This is a genomic window from Frigoribacterium sp. VKM Ac-2859 (assembly GCF_013204925.1).
Taxonomy (GTDB): domain Bacteria; phylum Actinomycetota; class Actinomycetes; order Actinomycetales; family Microbacteriaceae; genus Frigoribacterium.
The window spans coordinates 979,711-996,966 of record NZ_JABMLC010000001.1 but is presented as its reverse complement, the minus strand read 5'-3'; the positions used below and the strand labels follow the sequence as shown (position 1 = coordinate 996,966).

The following is a 17,256-nucleotide window of genomic DNA, read 5'->3' as shown; positions in this document are numbered from 1 at the left end:
GAGAGGGCCCGACCACATGGTGGTCGGGCCCTCTCTCGTGGAGGTGGCTCGGTGTCAGGCCCGTCCGCGCAACACGGCCTGCTTGACCTCGGCGATGGCCTGCGTCACCTGGATGCCGCGCGGGCAGGCCTCGGTGCAGTTGAAGGTGGTGCGGCAGCGCCACACGCCTTCTTTGTCGTTCAGGATGTCGAGGCGCACCTGCGCACCCTCGTCGCGCGAGTCGAAGATGAAGCGGTGCGCGTTGACGATGGCGGCCGGACCGAAGTACTGGCCGTCGGTCCAGAACACCGGGCAGCTCGACGTGCAGGCGGCACAGAGGATGCACTTGGTCGTGTCGTCGAAGCGCTCGCGCTGGGTGGCGCTCTGCAGGCGCTCCTTCTCGGGCTTGGACGAGGCCATGAGGAACGGCTGGATCTCGCGGTACGACTGGAAGAAGGGCTCCATGTCGACGACGAGGTCCTTCTCGAGGGGAAGGCCCTTGATCGCTTCGACGTAGATCGGCTGTGAGATGTCGAGGTCCTTGATCAGCGTCTTGCAGGCCAACCGGTTGCGACCGTTGATGCGCATCGCGTCGGAGCCGCAGACGCCGTGGGCACACGAACGACGGAAGGTCAGCGAACCGTCCTGCTCCCACTTGATCTGGTGCAGGGCGTCGAGCACCCGGTCCGTCGGCAGCACCTGGACGTCGAAGTCCTGCCAGCGGGGCTCGTCGTCGACCTCGGGGTCGAACCGACGGATGATCAGGGTGGCCGTGAACGTGGGGACGGCGTCGGCGCCCTGGGGCTTGTTCTCGAGGACAGCGGTGCTCATGTCAGTACTTCCGTTCCATCGGCTGGTAGTTCGTGATCACGACGGGTTTGGTGTCGAGGCGGATGTGGTCGCCGGCCAGGGACGAGTGGGCGTCGCCCGTCAGGTACGCCATCGTGTGGACGAGCCAGTTCTCGTCGTCGCGCGTGGGGTAGTCCTCGCGGAAGTGCCCCCCGCGGCTCTCTTGACGCGAACGAGCCGAGTAGACGACGACCTCGGCGAGGTCGAGCAGGAAGCCCAGCTCGATGGCCTCGAGCAGATCGGTGTTGAAGCGCTTGCCCTTGTCCTGCACCGAGATGTTCTTGAACCGGTCGCGGAGGTCGGCGATCACGTGGGTGACCTCGTCGAGGGTCTCTTCGGTACGGAACACCTGGGCGTTGCGGTCCATGCTGTCCTGCAGCTCCTTGCGCAGCGTCGCGATGCGCTCGGTGCCCGTGGCGTTGCGGACGTCCTCGACGAGACCGCGCACGAAGCCGGCCGGATCGTCGGGCAGCGGCACGAAGGGTGCGTCCTTCACGTACTCGACGGCGTTGTTGCCGGCGCGCTTGCCGAAGACGTTGATGTCGAGCAGCGAGTTCGTGCCGAGGCGGTTGGAGCCGTGCACGCTGACGCAGGCGCACTCGCCGGCGGCGTAGAGGCCCGGCACGACCGTCGTGTTGTCGCGGAGCACCTCGGCCTTGACGTTCGTCGGGATGCCACCCATGGCGTAGTGGGCGGTCGGCAGCACGGGGACGGGCTCGGTGTACGGCTCGACGCCGAGGTAGGTGCGGGCGAACTCCGTGATGTCCGGCAGCTTGGCGTCGATCACGGCCGGGTCGAGGTGCGTGATGTCGAGGTAGACGTAGTCCTTGTGCGGTCCGGCCCCACGGCCCTCGCGGATCTCGGTCGCCATGCAGCGCGCGACGATGTCGCGGGGCGCCAGGTCCTTGATGGTGGGGGCGTAGCGCTCCATGAAGCGCTCGCCCTCGCTGTTGCGCAGGATCGCGCCCTCACCGCGGGCGGCCTCGCTCAGCAGGATGCCGAGCCCGGCGAGGCCGGTCGGGTGGAACTGGAAGAACTCCATGTCCTCGAGCGGCAGACCCTTGCGCCAGATGATGCCCACGCCGTCGCCGGTCAGGGTGTGCGCGTTGGACGTCGTCTTGTAGATCTTGCCGAAGCCGCCGGTGGCGAAGATGACGGCCTTGCCCTGGAACACGTGCAGGTCGCCGGTCGAGAGCTCGTAGGCGATCACGCCGGCCGGGCGCTCTTCTCCGTTGATCTCTCCCATGATGAGGTCGAGGACGTAGAACTCGTTGAAGAAGTTGATGCCGTGCTTGACGCAGTTCTGGTAGAGCGTCTGGAGGATCATGTGACCCGTGCGGTCGGCCGCGTAGCAGGCTCGCCGGACGGGGTTCTTGCCGTGCTCGGCCGTGTGGCCGCCGAAGCGACGCTGGTCGATCTTGCCCTCGGGGGTGCGGTTGAACGGCAGCCCCATGTTCTCGAGGTCGAGGACGGCGTCGATCGCCTCCTTGGCGAGGATCTCGGCGGCGTCCTGGTCGACGAGGTAGTCGCCGCCCTTGACGGTGTCGAACGTGTGCCACTCCCAGTTGTCGTCCTCGACGTTGGCGAGGGCCGCGGCCATGCCGCCCTGGGCCGCACCGGTGTGCGAACGGGTCGGGTACAGCTTCGAGATCACCGCGGTGCTGGCGTTCGGGCCGGCCTCGATGGCCGCCCTCATGCCCGCACCCCCGGCCCCGACGATGACGATGTCGTGCTGGTGGTAGTGGACGCCGTCGACGACGGTGCTGGCGGGGGCGGGGGAGGGTGTGGTCACGGTTCTTTCCGGTGGGGGACGTGCGGCCGGTGGCCGGAGTGGACGGTGGGCCGGTTGGCTAGCCGGCGGTGCAGAACGACGGCAGCAGGTCGGCCGGGGCGTTCGCAGGGCACGGGTCGAACGTGTAGATCACGAGCGTTCCGAGGACGAGCAGGACGACGGTCGAGGTCACGAGCGTGACGAGCAGGACCTTGCGCACCGTCGGCTTCGAGACGTAGTCGTTGACGATCGTCCGCATGCCGTTCGTGCCGTGGATCAGCGCGAGCCAGAGGAGGAGGGTGTCGTAGACCTGCCAGAACGGGCTGGCCCACTTGCCGGCCACGAAGGCGAAGTCGATGGCCTTGACGCCGCCCTCGCTCGCGAGCAGGTTGATGAACAGGTGGCCGAACACGAGCACGACGAGCAGCAGGCCGCTGGCGCGCATGTAGATCCAGCCCCACTTCTCGTAGTTGGTGGAGCGCTGGGCCGCACGGGCCGAGCGCGGGGCTTCGACGGTCTGGGTGGTCATGGCTCTACTCCGAGAAGACGTTCATCAGGTGGCGCGGGGCGAAGCCGGCGAACAGGACCACGGCGAGGCCGATGACGACCCAGAACATGACGCGCTGGTACTTGGTGCCGGGGCCCCAGAAGTCGATGAGGATGATCCGCAGGCCGTTCAGGGCGTGGAACAGGATCGCGGCGACGAGGCCGGTCTCGCCGAGCCCCATGATCGGGTTCTTGTAGGTGCCGATCACCGCGTTGTATGCCTCGGGGCTGATCCGCACCAGGGCGGTGTCGAGGATGTGCACCAGCAGGAAGAAGTAGATGCTCACGCCGGTGATGCGGTGGAGGACCCACGACCACATGCCCTCACGGCCCCGGTAGAGGGTGCCGGCGATCTTCCCGGGCGCCTTGGGCGCACTGATCTTCGGTGCACCCGGTCTGCCTGCCGGTGATGCGACCGTTCGCGTCGACTGCTCGGCCATGAGCACTTCTCCTCGCGGATGGGGCGGACGACGTTCTCGCTCGATCGGTACGAGGGACAGCCGTGTCCGCTGGTGGCGTTCTCAGAACCTGTCCAGTCTATGTTCCCGCCGAGTGCGGACGCGGCCCCGCTCCTCCGAAGTCGTTCGACGTCGAGACAAGACGGACCCGTCGGCCCGGCCCCGCGATCAGCGGACGGAGGCGCGCTCCGCCCCGTCGCGGACGCTCGCCATCGCCCGTCGGTAGTGCTCGACGAGCTCGTCGCCGAGCGTCTCCCACGTGCGTCCGACGACCGCCCGCCTGCCGGCCTCGCCGAAGCGGGCCCGCAGCTCGTCCGAGAGGACCAGGGTGCGGACGCTCCGGCGGAGCGAGTGGTCGTGGCGGGGCTCGAAGAGGAACCCGTCGACCCCGTGCCGCACCAGGTCGAGGGGCCCGCCCGCGGCCGGGGCCACGACCGGCAGTCCGCTGGCGTGGGCCTCCTGGACGGTCTGACCGAAGGTCTCGGTCGAGCCGGTGTGCACGAACACGTCGAGCGCCGCATAGGCGTCCGCGAGGTGCTCGCCGTGCAGAGGGCCGGTGAACACCGGGTCGAGCTGTCGCAGGCGGCGGCGGAGGGCGGGCAGTGAGGGGCCGCCCCCGACGACCACGAGGCGGGCCTCCCGCAGGGGGCGCAGGGCGGCCAGTCGCTCGACCTGTTTCTCGGGGGCCAGTCGGCCCACGTAGCCGACGAGCACCTGGTCGGGTGCGCCCCAGGACTCCCGCAGGGCGCGCACCGCGTCGCCCGACTTGCGGTTCGGGTGGAACAGGGCCGAGTCGACTCCTCGCCCCCAGGTCGCGAGCCGGCCCACGCCGGCCGTCTCGAGGTCCCGCAAGGAGGCGCGCGAGGGGACCAGCGTCGTCGTGGCCTGGTCGTGGATGCGGCGGACGAGCCGCCAGGCGACGGCCGAGCCGAGCCCGAGGCCGTTCGTCCCCGCGTACCGGGCGACGTCGGTCTGGAAGACGGCGACCGAGGGCACGCCCAGGCGTGCCGCCGCGGCGATGGCCTGGGCGCCGAGCAGGAACGGCGAGGCGACGTGCACGACGTCGGGTCGGAACCCGGCGATGGCGGCCGCGACCTGCGGGTTCGGCAGGCCGACCGGGAACTGGCGGTAGGCCACGGACGGCACCCGGTGGACGGGGAAGCCGGCGTAGCTCGTGGTCCCGCGGCCGGCCGGGGCGATGACCATGGCCTCGTGTCCGCGTCGGGCCAGGTGGTCGAGCACGCGCAGCACGCTCGTGGTGACCCCGTTGACGGTGGGTAGGAAGCTCTCGGTCACGATCACGACTCGCATCGGTCCTCCTCGGACTGCTCGTGCTGCGAGCCTCGACGGCGACGGTGGCGCGAGGGGATCGGAGGCATGGAGGAGGGGCGTCGATAAGGTGAACTCATGACGATCCAGGAAAGCCTCGACCGGTTCTACAGCATCATCCCGGCGGGTGGCATCGGGTCCCGTCTCTGGCCGCTCAGCCGCGCCGACGCACCCAAGTTCTTGCACGACCTCACCGGCAGCGGTTCGACCCTGCTGCGCGGCACCTGGGACCGCCTCGCCCCGCTCAACGGCGACCAACGCATCATGGTCGTCACCGGGCGGGCACACCGAGCCGCGGTCGAGTCGCAGCTGCCCGGCCTCGCCGACCACAACGTCGTCCTCGAGAGCGAGCCGAAGGACAGCACCGCGGCCATCGGCCTCGCGGCCGCCGTCCTCCGTCGTCGTGAGCCGGACGTCATCATCGGCTCGTTCGCCGCCGACCACGTCATCGCCGACACCCGCGGTTTCGGTCGGGCCGTCCGCGAGGCCATCGTCGCCGCCGACGAGGGCTACATCGCCACGATCGGCATCACCCCCACCGAACCCGCGATCGGGTTCGGCTACATCCATGTCGGCGCACCGCTCGACATCGAGGGCGCACCGAGCGCCCGCACGGTCGAGTCGTTCGTCGAGAAGCCGGACCTCGAGACGGCCGAGCGCTACGTCTCCGGCGGCGACTACCTCTGGAACGGCGGCATGTTCATCTCGCGGGCCGACCGGTTGCTCGAGCAGCTGGGCGAGACCCGTCCCGACCTGCTCGAGGGCATCGAAGAGCTCGCGGCGGCGTGGGACACCCCGAAGCGCGGCGCCGTCGTCGACAAGGTGTGGCCCGGCCTCGAGAAGATCGCCATCGACTACACCGTGGCCGAACCAGCCGCCGCGGCGGGCCGGCTTGCCGTCGTGCCCGGCGACTTCGACTGGGACGACGTCGGCGACTTCGCCTCCATCGCCAAGCTGCACGCCGGCGGTCGCAAGAGCGACCTGGCCATCCTCGGCGAGAACGCCCGCGTGCTCGCCGACAGCTCGAGCGGCATCGTCGTCGGCAACAGCGGCCGGCTGATCTCGCTGATCGGCGTCAACGACATCATCGTGGTCGACACCCCCGACGCCCTGCTCGTCACGACGACGGCGAACGCCCAACGCGTCAAGGGCGTCGTGGACGCCCTCAAGCTGAGCGGTCGCAGCGACGTCCTCTGACCCGCTCCGGGCCCGTGGACGTTTCGTGCTCGTTACGTCGTGGTCGCGACTGTGTAACGCCTCGGCATCACTACCACCCGTCGGTCGGAGGCGCTCGTCACAGTAGGTAACCTGTCAGCCATACCCACCCGGCGCGCCTCGTGCCGGGCTGCACCCTGGAGGACAACTTGACTACAACTGCGCGCAAGGCCGTGCTCAGCGGCCTCGCCCTGGCGAGCACCGCCGTCATCCTGGCCGGCTGTGCCTCGGCCCCCGAGAGCGGCTCTGGCTCGACCAGCGGCGCCTCGAGCGACTTCGTCCCTTGCATGGTCTCCGACGCCGGCGGCTTCGACGACAAGTCGTTCAACCAGCTCGGCTACGAGGGCCTGACCGAGGCCGCGAAGACCATCGGGTCCACGCCCAAGACGGTCGAGTCGGCCGACGAGACGGTCTACGACGCCAACCTGTCGAACCTCGCCGACCAGGGCTGCAACCTGATCGTCACGGTCGGCTTCGCGCTCGCCGACGCCACCAAGTCGGCGGCCGAGGCGAACTCGGGCATCAACTACGCCACCATCGACGACTCGTCGATCACGGCCGACAACGTGCAGCCGATCACCTTCAACACGTCCGAGGCCGCGTTCCTCGCGGGCTACGCGGCGGCGAGCTACTCGAAGACCGGCGTCGTCGGCACCTTCGGCGGCATGCAGTTCCCGACCGTCACCATCTTCATGGACGGCTTCGCCGACGGCGTGAAGTACTACAACGAGCAGAAGAGCGAGGACGTCAAGGTCGTCGGCTGGGACGTCGACGCCCAGAACGGCACCTTCACCGGTGGCTTCGAGGCCGGCACCACGGCCAAGCAGAGCGCCCAGACCCTGATCGACCAGAACGCCGACGTCATCCTGCCGGTCGGTGGCCCGATCTACCAGAGCGCCGCCGAGGCGATCCGCGACTCCGGCAAGGACGTCGTCCTGGTCGGTGCCGACAGCGACACCTACGAGACCGACAGCGCCAACAAGGACCTCTTCCTCACCTCGGTGCTCAAGGGCATCAAGCAGGCGACCGACGCGGTCGTCACGCAGGCCAGCGAGGACAAGTTCTCGAGCACGCCCTACGTGGGCACGCTCGAGAACGACGGCGTCGGCATCGCCCCGTTCCACGACTACGCCGACAAGGTCGACTCCGGTCTGCAGGACGAGCTCGACACCATCAAGGCCGGCATCATCGACGGCTCGATCGAGGTCGAGTCCCCGTCGGCGCTCACCAGCTGACGAAAGCACCTCCCGTCATCGATTAGCATCGACTGACCCAGGGCCGGGAGCGACGGTCACCCCGTCGCTCCCGGCCCTCTCAACGCCCGTGGGCGGGCCGCCGACCCGGTGCCGCCCGTCCCCACCCGAATGCCTAGACCCGAGGTAGCCACCTGAGATGAAGCTCGAACTGCGGGGCATCACCAAGCGATTCGGCGCGCTGACCGCCAACGACCACATCAGCCTGACCGTCGAGCCCGGCGAGATCCACTGCCTGCTCGGCGAGAACGGCGCCGGCAAGTCCACGCTGATGAACGTGCTCTACGGGCTCTACCAGGCCGACGAGGGCGAGATCCTGCTGGACGACGCCGTCCAGCACTTCTCGGGTCCGGGCGACGCCATGGGCGCCGGAATCGGCATGGTCCACCAGCACTTCATGCTGGTGCCCGTCTTCACCGTCGCCGAGAACGTCATGCTCGGCCACGAAGAGACCAGGTCCGGCGGCCGGCTCGACCTCGCCGCGGCCCGCGCCAAGGTGCGAGAGATCAGCAGCCGGTTCGGCTTCGACATCGACCCCGACGCCCTCGTCGAAGAGCTGCCCGTCGGTGTGCAGCAACGCGTCGAGATCATCAAGGCCCTGTCCCGTGACGCCAAGGTGCTCGTGTTCGACGAGCCCACCGCCGTGCTCACGCCGCAGGAGACCGACGAGCTCATGGTGATCATGCGTCAGCTGCGCGACGCCGGCACCGCCATCGTCTTCATCACCCACAAGCTGCGCGAGGTGCGCGAGGTCGCCACCCGCATCACCGTCATCCGACTCGGCACGGTCGTCGGCGAGGCCGAACCGACCGCCTCGAACGCCGAGCTCGCCTCGCTCATGGTCGGTCGCGCCGTCGAACTCACCGTCCAGAAGGCCCCCGCCGAAGCCGGCGAGCCCGCCCTGGTGGTCGAGAACCTCCGGGTGGTCGACCCCATCGGACAGGTCGTCGTGGACGACGTCTCGTTCGAGGTCCGCCGGGGCGAGATCCTCGCCATCGCCGGCGTCCAGGGCAACGGCCAGACCGAACTCACCGAGGCCATCCTCGGCCTCCAGCCCCGGGTCGAAGGGCGGGTCTCCCTGGACGGGCGCGACATCACGGGCCGCAGCGTGCGCCAGGTCCTCGACGCGGGCGTCGGTTTCGTCCCCGAGGACCGCAACCAGGACGGCCTCGTCGGCGAGTTCACCGTGGCCGAGAACCTCATGCTCGACCGCTCGCAGTCCGGTCCCTTCGTGAAACGCGGCTCGCTCAAGCTCGCCGAGCTCGCGGCGTTCGCCGTGGCCAAGGTGAAGGAGTTCGACATCCGCACCCAGGGCATCACGACGCCTGCCGGCCGCCTCTCGGGCGGCAACCAGCAGAAGGTCGTTCTGGCGCGCGAGCTCAGCCGCGACCTGCGGCTCTTCGTGGCCGCCCAGCCCACCCGCGGCATCGACGTCGGGTCGATCGAGTTCGTGCACAAGCGCATCGTCGAGACCCGCGACCAGGGCGTGCCCGTCATCGTCGTCTCGACCGAGCTCGACGAGGTCGCCGCCCTGGCCGACCGCATCGCCGTGATGTACCGCGGCACCATCGTCGGCATCGTGCCGGCGGACACCCCTCGCGACGTGCTGGGGCTCATGATGGCCGGCGAGATGCCGCAGGGAACGGAGCAGGCAGCGTGAGCGACGCCACGACCACCACGACGGGCCCGGGCACGCCACCCGCCCCGTCGTCACCGGAGTCGACCGAGGGACGCGGCTCGCGCCTCCTGAGAGAGATCACGACCGGCAACGCCGCCATCTCGGTGCTCGCCGTCGTGTTGGCGCTCGTCGTCTCGGGCCTCCTCATCGGGTTCACCGACACCACGGTGCAGGGCACGCTGGGCTACTTCTTCTCGCGCCCGGCCGACTTCTTCCAGGCGTTCTGGACCGCGGTCGGCGGGTCGTACTCGTCGCTGTTCCAGGGCGCGATCTACAACTTCCGGGTCGACGGCTTCGCAGCGGGCATCCGTCCGCTGACCGAGACGCTGAACTACGCCGTGCCCCTCATCGCCGCGGGCCTCGGCGTCGCGGTCGCGTTCCGCGTGGGCCTGTTCAACATCGGTGCCCGCGGGCAGATGCTGATGGCCTCGGCCGCCGCCGGCTGGGTGGGCTTCTCCTTCCACCTGCCGCTCGCCGTGCACCTTCCCCTCGCCCTCGCCGCCGGCATCGCCGCGGGTGCCCTGTGGGGCGGCATCGTGGGCCTGCTCAAGGCCCGCACCGGCGCCCACGAGGTGATCCTCACGATCATGCTCAACTACATCGCCTTCTACCTGTTGGCCTTCATGTTGCGGACGCAGGGCCTGCTGCAGGCTCCGGGCAGCGCGAACCCCAAGTCGCCCGCCACGCTCGACACGGCGATCCTGCCCGACCTGTTCGGCGCCCGGTACAACCTCAACTGGGGCTTCGTGCTGGTCATCGTGATCACCGCCGTCGTCTGGTGGCTGATCAACCGGTCGACGCTCGGCTTCCGGTTCCGTGCCGTCGGCGAGAACCCGCACGCAGCCCGCACGGCCGGCATGAACGTCAAGAACATCTACCTCTACGCGATGCTCATCTCGGGTGCGCTCGCGGGCGTCGCCGGGTCGACCCAGGTGCTCGGCACGCTGACCAGCGGCTTCACCTCGGGCATCGACGCCGGCATCGGCTTCGACGCGATCACGGTCGCGCTGCTCGGTCGTTCGCGGCCGTGGGGAGTGTTCGGCGCCGGCGTCCTCTTCGGCGCGCTCAAGGCCGGCGGGTACTCGATGCAGGCCGCCAACGGCGTGCCGATCGACATCGTGCTCGTCGTGCAGTCCCTCATCGTGTTGTTCGTGGCCGCGCCCCCGCTGGTCCGAGCGATCTTCCGTCTGCCGGCCCCGGGCCTCCGCCCGGTGCGCAAGGCCTCGAACAAGGAGGCGGTGGTCACCAAGTGAGCACGCTCACCCCCGACACCGCGGTCCCCGCCGCGCCGTCGCCCGACCTGGCGCGGGCCTCGTCCCGCAGTCTCAAGGCCCCGATCGCGTTCGCGATCTTCACGATCGTGGCCGCCGTGTTGTTCCTCGGCCTCGCCCGGGACGGCGAGAGCACCTTCCGCCTGTCGACGACGACGGACTTCTTCGCCCTGCCCGACGCGGTCCTGCCGGCGGCCGGCACCGGCATCGTGCTGACGGTGCTCCTGGCCGTCATCACGGTGGTCGCGGTGCTGCGCGCCGTCCGCTTCGAGAAGGTGCCGATCTGGCTGATCGCCGTGTTCGGCGTCCTCTTCCTGCTCGGCTTCCTCACGTGGGCGAGCGCCGGTCAGACCATCCCGGTGCCCGGTCTGCTGCTCGGCGCCCTCGCACTCAGCACCCCGCTGATCTTCGGTGCCCTCGGCGGTGTCATCAGCGAGCGGGTCGGTGTCGTCAACGTCGCGATCGAGGGGCAGTTGCTCGCCGGAGCCTTCGTCTCGGCCATGGTCGCCTCGGCGACCGGGTCGGCCTACGTCGGCCTGGTCGGGGCGATGATCGCGGGCGTGCTCGTGTCGATGGTCCTGGCGGTGTTCAGCATCCGCTACATCGTCGACCAGGTCATCGTCGGCGTCGTGCTCAACGTGCTCGTCACGGGCCTCACCAGCTTCCTGTACTCGCAGGTGCTGTCGAAGTCCGAGTCGCTGAACCGCGGCGTGCGGTTCCCGCAGCTCGACATCCCGGTCCTCAGCCAGATCCCGATCGTCGGGCCGGTCTTCTTCCGTCAGACGATCATCGTCTACCTGATGTACATCGCGATCGCGGTCGTCTTCTACGGTCTCTTCCGCACGCGGTGGGGGCTGCGCCTCCGTTCGGTGGGCGAGCACCCGCAGGCGGCCGACACCGTGGGCATCAAGGTCAACGCCACCCGGTTCTGGAACGTCTCCCTCGCGGGGGCGATCGCCGGCCTCGGCGGGGCGTACTTCACGCTCGGTTCGCTCGGCAACTTCCAGAAAGAGATGACGGCGGGCGCGGGCTTCATCGCCCTGGCCGCGGTCATCTTCGGTCGGTGGGACCCGATCCGGGCCACGCTCGCCGCGCTGCTGTTCGGCTTCGCGAGCAACCTGCAGAACGTGCTCGGGGCCATCGGTTCGCCGGTGCCCAGCGAGTTCATGCTCATGCTGCCGTACGTCGTGACGATCTTCGCGGTCGCCGGCCTGGTCGGGCAGTCCCGGGGCCCCGCGGCCTCGGGCAAGCCCTACATCAAGTCGTGACGGGCCGCAGCAGCGGGTCCGTGCTCGCCGAGACCGACTGGGACGCCCTCCGCGGAGCGGCTCGCGACGCCATGCGCAAGGCGTACGTCCCCTACTCGAACTTCCCCGTGGGGGCCGCGGCCGTCACGGACGACGGTCGTATCGTCTCGGGCTGCAACGTCGAGAACGCCTCGTACGGCATCACCCTCTGCGCCGAGTGCTCATTGGTGTCCGACCTCGTCATGTCAGGAGGGGGCCGTCTGGTCGCCTTCGCCTGCGTCGACGGCAACGGCGGGGTCCTGATGCCCTGCGGGCGGTGCCGTCAGCTGCTCTACGAACACTCCGACGAAGCCATGGTCCTCGACACCGTCTCGGGCTTCAAGACCATCGACGAGGTCATCCCCGACGCGTTCGGACCGCGGCAGCTCGAGGCGTACCGCGCCTCGCAGGGCTGACCCGCGCCTCCTCGTCCCTCCCGGTCGCGACCCCGTGGTCGCGCCCTCGCACCACCCATCGCACCACTGCTAGGAGCCCCGCCGTGACCCAGAACGCCGTCGAACCGTTCGACACCGTCGACCTCATCCGCGTCAAGCGGGGCGGCGACGCCCTCAGCACCGCGCAGATCGACTGGCTCATCGACGCGTACACGCGCGGGTACGTCGCGGACGAGCAGATGTCGGCGCTGACCATGGCGATCTTCCTCAACGGCATGGAGCGCCGAGAGATCCGCGACATGACGATGGCCATGATCCGGTCGGGCGAGACGATGGACTTCGCCGGGCTCGGCAAGACGACCGTCGACAAGCACTCCACCGGTGGCGTCGGTGACAAGATCACCCTGCCGCTGGCTCCGCTCGTCGCCTCGTTCGGCGTCGCCGTGCCCCAGCTCTCGGGCCGGGGCCTCGGCCACACCGGGGGAACGCTCGACAAGCTCGAGTCGATCCCCGGCTGGCAGGCCTCGATCTCGAACGACCGCATGCGCGAGATCATGGCCGACAGCGGCGCCGTCGTCTGCGCCGCCGGGTCGGGCCTCGCCCCCGCCGACGGCAAGCTCTACGCGCTCCGTGACATCACGGGCACCGTCGAGGCCATCCCGCTGATCGCGTCGTCGATCATGAGCAAGAAGATCGCCGAGGGCACCGCCGCCCTCGTCCTCGACGTCAAGTTCGGGTCGGGCGCCTTCATCCAGGACATCGAGCGGTCGCGTGAGCTGGCCCGCACCATGGTCGACCTCGGCACCGACGCCGGCGTCGCGACCACCGCCCTGCTGACCGACATGAACGTGCCGCTCGGGCTGACCATCGGCAACGCCCTCGAGGTCCGCGAGTCGGTCGAGACCCTCGCCGGAGGCGGCCCCGCCGACATCCGCGAGCTCACGGTGGCACTCGCCCGCGAGATGCTGACCCTCGCGGGTCGACCCGACGCCGACGTCGAGGCCGCCCTCGACGACGGACGCGCCATGGACGCCTGGAAGCGCATGATCCGTGCCCAGGGCGGGGACCCCGACGCCGCGCTGCCGACCGCCCGCGAGACGCACGTCGTCACCGCCGGGCGCAGCGGTTACCTGACCGAGCAGCACGCGCTGCCCTTCGGCATCGGTGCCTGGCGCCTCGGCGCCGGTCGCGCCCGCAAGCAGGACCCCGTGCAGGCGGCGGCCGGCATCGAGCTGCACGCGAAGCCGGGCGACCGGGTCACCGAGGGCCAGCCCCTCTTCACCCTGCACACCGACGAACCCGAGCGGTTCGAGCGTGCCCTCGAGGCCGTCGACGGGGCGTGGACGATCGGCGACGAGGCTCCGGCGGCGCGCACCATCGTCGCCGAGCGCATCGGCTGACGACCCGCCCGAGCACGTCCCACCGGCACCGCGCCTCCGTCCAGGAGGCGCGGTGCCGGTTCTCGTGGAGAGCGCACCTCTCTCGTGGCGCGCGTCCAGAGTCGCCGCCCGGAGCGCTAGTAGATTGAGGGCATGAGCGCTCCCGACAAGGACTACCGGCTGCCGAACGGGGGCCCGCGCCTCGCGGCCCTGCCGAAGGTCTCGCTGCACGACCACCTCGACGGCGGACTCCGGCCCGAGACCATCGTCGACCTCGCGGTCGAGGCCGGCGTCGATCTCCCCGCGTCCGAACCCGAGGCGCTGCGCCGCTGGTTCGTCGAGAACGCCGACTCCGGCACCCTCGTCGACTACCTCGCGACCTTCGAGCTCACGGTCGCGGTCATGCAGACCCGCGAGCAGCTGACCCGGGTCGCGCACGAGTTCGTCCTCGACCTGGCCGCCGACGGCGTCGTCCACGCCGAGGTGCGCTGGGCCCCCGAGCAACACCAGCGGCAGGGGCTCACCCTCGACCAGGCGGTGGAGGCCGTGCAGGCGGGCTTCGCGTCGGCCGTGCGGTCGCTGGCCGACGACGGTTACGAGATCTCGGTCGGGCAGATCCTGAGTGCGCTGCGCCAGGGCGAGCGATCGCTCGAGATCGCCCAGCTCGCCGTGCGCCATCGCGAGAACGGCGTGCTGGCCTTCGACATCGCCGGTCCCGAGGCGGGGTACCCGGCCGCCGACCACAGGGTCGCCTTCGACCTGTTGGCCCGCGAGTTCATGCCCGTCACGGTGCACGCGGGCGAGGCCGACGGTCTCGACAGCATCCGGGGTGCGCTGATCGACGGGCGGGCCCTCCGGCTCGGTCACGGGGTCCGCATCGCCGAAGACATCCGGGTCGTCGCGAGCAAGGGATCGACCTCCACCGTCGAGATCGGGCCGATCGCCTCGTGGGTGCGCGACCGCGAGATCCCGCTCGAATTGTCGCCGCAGTCGAACCTGCAGACCGGTGCCATCGCTGCCTGGGGAACGGACCTCGACGACCACCCCTTCGACCTGCTGTACCAGCTCGGCTACGGCGTGACGGTCAACACCGACAACCGCCTGATGAGCGACACGAGCCTCTGCAAAGAGCTCGCCCTGCTCAGCCAGGCCTTCGACTACGACCTCGACGACAACGAGACCTTCCAACTCAACGCCGCCGCGTCGTGCTTCCTGCCCCTCGAGGACCGCGAGGCGCTGGCCGACCGCATCACCGCCGGCTTCGAGGGGGCCTGACCATGGCACTCCCGCCGCTGCCGGACGAGGCCGTCGTCATCGGCGCCCAGGTCGTCGACTGGCGTGAGGCCGTCCGAGTGGCCGGTCGTGCCCTGGTCGACTCCGGTGCCGCCCGCGAGGGCTACGGCGACGAGATGGTCCGCATGATCGACGAACACGGCCCCTACGTGGTCATCGCCCCCGGTCTCGCCCTGGCCCACGCACGGCCCGGTGACGACGTCGTCCGCGACGGCCTGGCCGTCGTGACCCTGGCCGAGCCCGTTCCGTTCGGGCACCCGCACAACGACCCGGTCAGCGTGGTCCTCGGCCTCGCGATCGTCACCGTCGGCGGCCACCTCGAGTCGATCGCCGACCTGGCGAACGTCTTCAACGAGGCCTCCGTCATCCCCGCCCTCGCGGCCGCCTCCTCGGTCGACGAGGTGCGGCGGCTCATGGGCGTCCCCGCCTGATCGCCCTCCCACGGATCGAGACCTCCCCACAATGAAGATCGTCACCATCTGCGGCGCCGGCATCGGCAGCAGCGGAATCCTCAAGGTCAACGCCGAGCGGGTCCTGGCCAAGCTCGACATCGAGGCCGACGTGGTCGCGGCCGACATCGGCTCGATCGCGACGGTCGGTGACGATGCGCAGGTGATCCTCACGTCGGCCGAGTTCGTCGAGGCCATCGGCTCCACGTTCGCCGACGTCATCGTCATCCAGAACCACTTCGACCAGGCGGAGCTCACCGAGAAGCTGCAGAAGTCGCTCGGCTGACCGCGGCGTGCGGCACCGGGGCGAACCGCACCGGCCACGACGAGAGAGACCCCGGAGGCGCAGCTCGCGCCTCCGGGGTCTCTCTCGTCGTCCGGGCGGTCACCGCCCCGACCGTCAGGCCAGGAGGTCGCGCATGCCCGCGTCGAGATCGGTCACGGCCGCCTCGGCGGCGGCTCGACGGGCGACGGCGTCGCCCTCGGTGCTCGACGCGTCGATGTAGACCTTGAGCTTCGGCTCGGTGCCGCTCGGGCGGACGATGACGCGTGAGCCGTCGGTGAGCCAGTAGCGGAGGATGTCGCCCGCGGGGAAGGCTCCGAACCCGTCCCGGAAGTCGTCCACCCGGTCGACGCGGTGCGAGCCGATCGTCGACGGCGGGCGCCGGCGGAGACCGTCGGTGAGGTCCGTGATGGTGGCGAGGTCCTCGACCCGGATCGAGATCTGCGAGGAGGCGTAGGCGCCGAACCGCTCGTCGAAGGCGACGAGGTGCTCGGCCAGGCTCGACCCGGCCGTGTGCAGCTCGGTGGCGAGGGCGAGGAGGTCGACCGCGGCCGAGATCCCGTCCTTGTCGCGGACGACGTCGGGGTCGACGAGGTAGCCGAGTGCCTCTTCGTAGCCGTAGAGCAGCCCTCCGACGCGGGAGACCCACTTGAATCCCGTGAGCGTGTCGACGTAGTCGAGTCCGTGCACCCGGGCGATCTCGCGCAGGGCGGGCGACGAGACGATGCTCGCGGCCAGGGTGCCGTCGCGGTCGTCCCGTCGTGCCCGTTCTGCGGCGCGCCAGCCGAGCAGCGAGCCGACCTCGTTGCCGCTGAGTCGACGCCAGCCGCCGTCGACGGGGATCGCGACCGCGAGCCGGTCGGCGTCGGGATCGTTGGCGATGACCAGGTCGGCCTCGACGCGGCCGGCCGTGGCGTACGCGAGGTCCAGGGCGCCGGGCTCTTCCGGGTTGGGGAAGGCCACGGTCGGGAACGCCGGGTCGGGGGCGCTCTGCTCGCCGACCGGGATCGGCTCGGTGAAGCCGGCGGTCGCGAACACGCGGCGTGCGACCTCCCACCCGACGCCGTGCATCGCGGTGTATACGACCCGTGGCTGACGACCGTTCGCCGCCGTGCCGGCCACCGCGGCGGTGCGACGGACGTACTCCATGACGAGGTCGTCACCGGCCTCGCGGTAGTCGTCGGAACGGGCCAGTCGCGTGACGGGGGACTGCGCGGCCTTCTCGATCTCGGCGGCGATCTCGCCGTCGACCGGGGACACGATCTGCGAGCCGGCGTCGACACCGCCGAGGTAGACCTTGTAGCCGTTGTCCTGCGCCGGGTTGTGGCTCGCGGTCACCATGACGCCTGCGCTGACGTCGAGGTGGCGCACGGCGAAGGCCAGCACCGGGGTCGGGAGGGCGCGGGGCAGGATCGTGGCCGCGACGCCCGCGGCGGCCATGATCTCGGCCGTGTCCCGCGCGAAGACGTCGGAGTTCTTGCGCCCGTCGTAGCCGATGACGATGGAGGGGCTCGACTCGCGGCCCCGCAGGAAGGCCGCGAAGCCGGCCGCGGCCTGCGCCACGAGCACGCGGTTCATGCGGTTCGGACCCGAGCCGAGGGCGCCGCGCAGGCCGGCCGTGCCGAACTGCAGGCGACCGGCGAAGCGGTCGGCGAGTTCGGACGAGGCGTCGGCGTCGTCGGAGCCGGCCCGGGTCAGCAATCGGTCGAGCTCGTCGCGCGTCTCGTCGTCGGGGTCCTGGTCGCGCCAGGCGGTGGCCGACGCGATCAACCGCTCGAGGTCGGACGAGACCGGGGAGCCGTCGCTGCCGGACCCCGTCACG

General features: G+C 70.2%; 16 protein-coding genes. 10 read left to right on the top strand and 6 right to left on the bottom strand.

Annotated elements, in window-relative coordinates; genetic code table 11:
* Positions 1 to 54 precede the first annotated feature (54 nt).
* The 5 genes from HQQ78_RS04605 to HQQ78_RS04585 all read right to left on the bottom strand — a co-directional run bounded on the left by HQQ78_RS04605 (position 55) and on the right by HQQ78_RS04585 (position 4,914).
* Complete coding sequence (locus HQQ78_RS04605) at positions 55 to 810, bottom strand: succinate dehydrogenase iron-sulfur subunit (protein WP_056046419.1); 756 nt, start codon at positions 808 to 810, stop codon at positions 55 to 57.
* 1 nt (position 811) lies between these two features.
* Positions 812 to 2,620, bottom strand: coding sequence for a succinate dehydrogenase flavoprotein subunit (gene sdhA, locus HQQ78_RS04600; protein WP_173151234.1), 1,809 nt, complete (start codon positions 2,618 to 2,620; stop codon positions 812 to 814).
* Positions 2,621 to 2,678: 58 nt separating this feature from the next.
* The gene (gene sdhD, locus HQQ78_RS04595) at positions 2,679 to 3,128 is read right to left on the bottom strand and encodes a succinate dehydrogenase, hydrophobic membrane anchor protein (RefSeq protein ID WP_056046415.1); all 450 of its coding nucleotides are present in this window, start codon (positions 3,126 to 3,128) and stop codon (positions 2,679 to 2,681) included.
* Positions 3,129 to 3,132: 4 nt separating this feature from the next.
* Positions 3,133 to 3,585, bottom strand: a complete 453-nt coding sequence (gene sdhC, locus HQQ78_RS04590; RefSeq protein ID WP_082460414.1) for a succinate dehydrogenase, cytochrome b556 subunit — start codon at positions 3,583 to 3,585, stop codon at positions 3,133 to 3,135.
* A 186-nt stretch (positions 3,586 to 3,771) separates the two neighbouring features.
* Positions 3,772 to 4,914: a glycosyltransferase family 1 protein gene (locus tag HQQ78_RS04585; RefSeq protein WP_173151232.1), complete on the bottom strand. Its 1,143-nt coding sequence runs from the start codon at positions 4,912 to 4,914 to the stop codon at positions 3,772 to 3,774.
* Positions 4,915 to 5,010: 96 nt separating this feature from the next.
* Here HQQ78_RS04585 and HQQ78_RS04580 point away from each other — a divergent pair, with 96 nt between their 5' ends.
* The 10 genes from HQQ78_RS04580 to HQQ78_RS04535 all read left to right on the top strand — a co-directional run bounded on the left by HQQ78_RS04580 (position 5,011) and on the right by HQQ78_RS04535 (position 15,437).
* Positions 5,011 to 6,129 carry a mannose-1-phosphate guanylyltransferase gene (locus HQQ78_RS04580; protein ID WP_123570462.1) on the top strand — a complete coding sequence of 373 codons (1,119 nt, stop codon included), beginning with the start codon at positions 5,011 to 5,013 and terminating at the stop codon, positions 6,127 to 6,129.
* Between the two features lie 167 nt (positions 6,130 to 6,296).
* A complete protein-coding gene (locus tag HQQ78_RS04575; RefSeq protein ID WP_159825424.1) occupies positions 6,297 to 7,382 on the top strand; it encodes a BMP family protein in 1,086 nt (361 codons plus the stop codon).
* A gap of 157 nt (positions 7,383 to 7,539) precedes the next feature.
* Positions 7,540 to 9,060, top strand: coding sequence for an ABC transporter ATP-binding protein (locus HQQ78_RS04570; protein WP_056046408.1), 1,521 nt, complete (start codon positions 7,540 to 7,542; stop codon positions 9,058 to 9,060).
* Entirely contained in the window at positions 9,057 to 10,331 is a 1,275-nt protein-coding gene (locus HQQ78_RS04565) for an ABC transporter permease (protein ID WP_056046406.1), read from the top strand. Before HQQ78_RS04570 ends, HQQ78_RS04565 begins: the two co-directional genes overlap by 4 nt.
* Positions 10,328 to 11,617 (top strand): ABC transporter permease, encoded by a 1,290-nt coding sequence (locus HQQ78_RS04560; RefSeq protein ID WP_173151230.1) that lies wholly within the window; start codon positions 10,328 to 10,330, stop codon positions 11,615 to 11,617. The genes HQQ78_RS04565 and HQQ78_RS04560 overlap by 4 nt, the downstream gene beginning before the upstream one ends.
* Positions 11,614 to 12,051, top strand: a complete 438-nt coding sequence (locus HQQ78_RS04555) for a cytidine deaminase (RefSeq protein ID WP_371740353.1) — start codon at positions 11,614 to 11,616, stop codon at positions 12,049 to 12,051. Before HQQ78_RS04560 ends, HQQ78_RS04555 begins: the two co-directional genes overlap by 4 nt.
* 83 nt (positions 12,052 to 12,134) lie before the next feature.
* Positions 12,135 to 13,430 (top strand): thymidine phosphorylase, encoded by a 1,296-nt coding sequence (locus HQQ78_RS04550; RefSeq protein ID WP_173151228.1) that lies wholly within the window; start codon positions 12,135 to 12,137, stop codon positions 13,428 to 13,430.
* Positions 13,431 to 13,562: 132 nt separating this feature from the next.
* Positions 13,563 to 14,684: an adenosine deaminase gene (locus tag HQQ78_RS04545; protein ID WP_173151226.1), complete on the top strand. Its 1,122-nt coding sequence runs from the start codon at positions 13,563 to 13,565 to the stop codon at positions 14,682 to 14,684.
* 2 nt (positions 14,685 to 14,686) lie between these two features.
* The gene (locus HQQ78_RS04540; protein WP_056046397.1) at positions 14,687 to 15,133 is read left to right on the top strand and encodes a PTS sugar transporter subunit IIA; all 447 of its coding nucleotides are present in this window, start codon (positions 14,687 to 14,689) and stop codon (positions 15,131 to 15,133) included.
* Positions 15,134 to 15,164: 31 nt separating this feature from the next.
* Positions 15,165 to 15,437, top strand: coding sequence for a PTS sugar transporter subunit IIB (locus HQQ78_RS04535; protein WP_056046395.1), 273 nt, complete (start codon positions 15,165 to 15,167; stop codon positions 15,435 to 15,437).
* Between the two features lie 114 nt (positions 15,438 to 15,551).
* Here the strand turns inward: HQQ78_RS04535 and HQQ78_RS04530 are convergent, their stop codons facing one another.
* Complete coding sequence (locus HQQ78_RS04530; RefSeq protein WP_173152168.1) at positions 15,552 to 17,255, bottom strand: phospho-sugar mutase; 1,704 nt, start codon at positions 17,253 to 17,255, stop codon at positions 15,552 to 15,554.
* Between the last annotated feature and the right edge of the window lies 1 nt (position 17,256).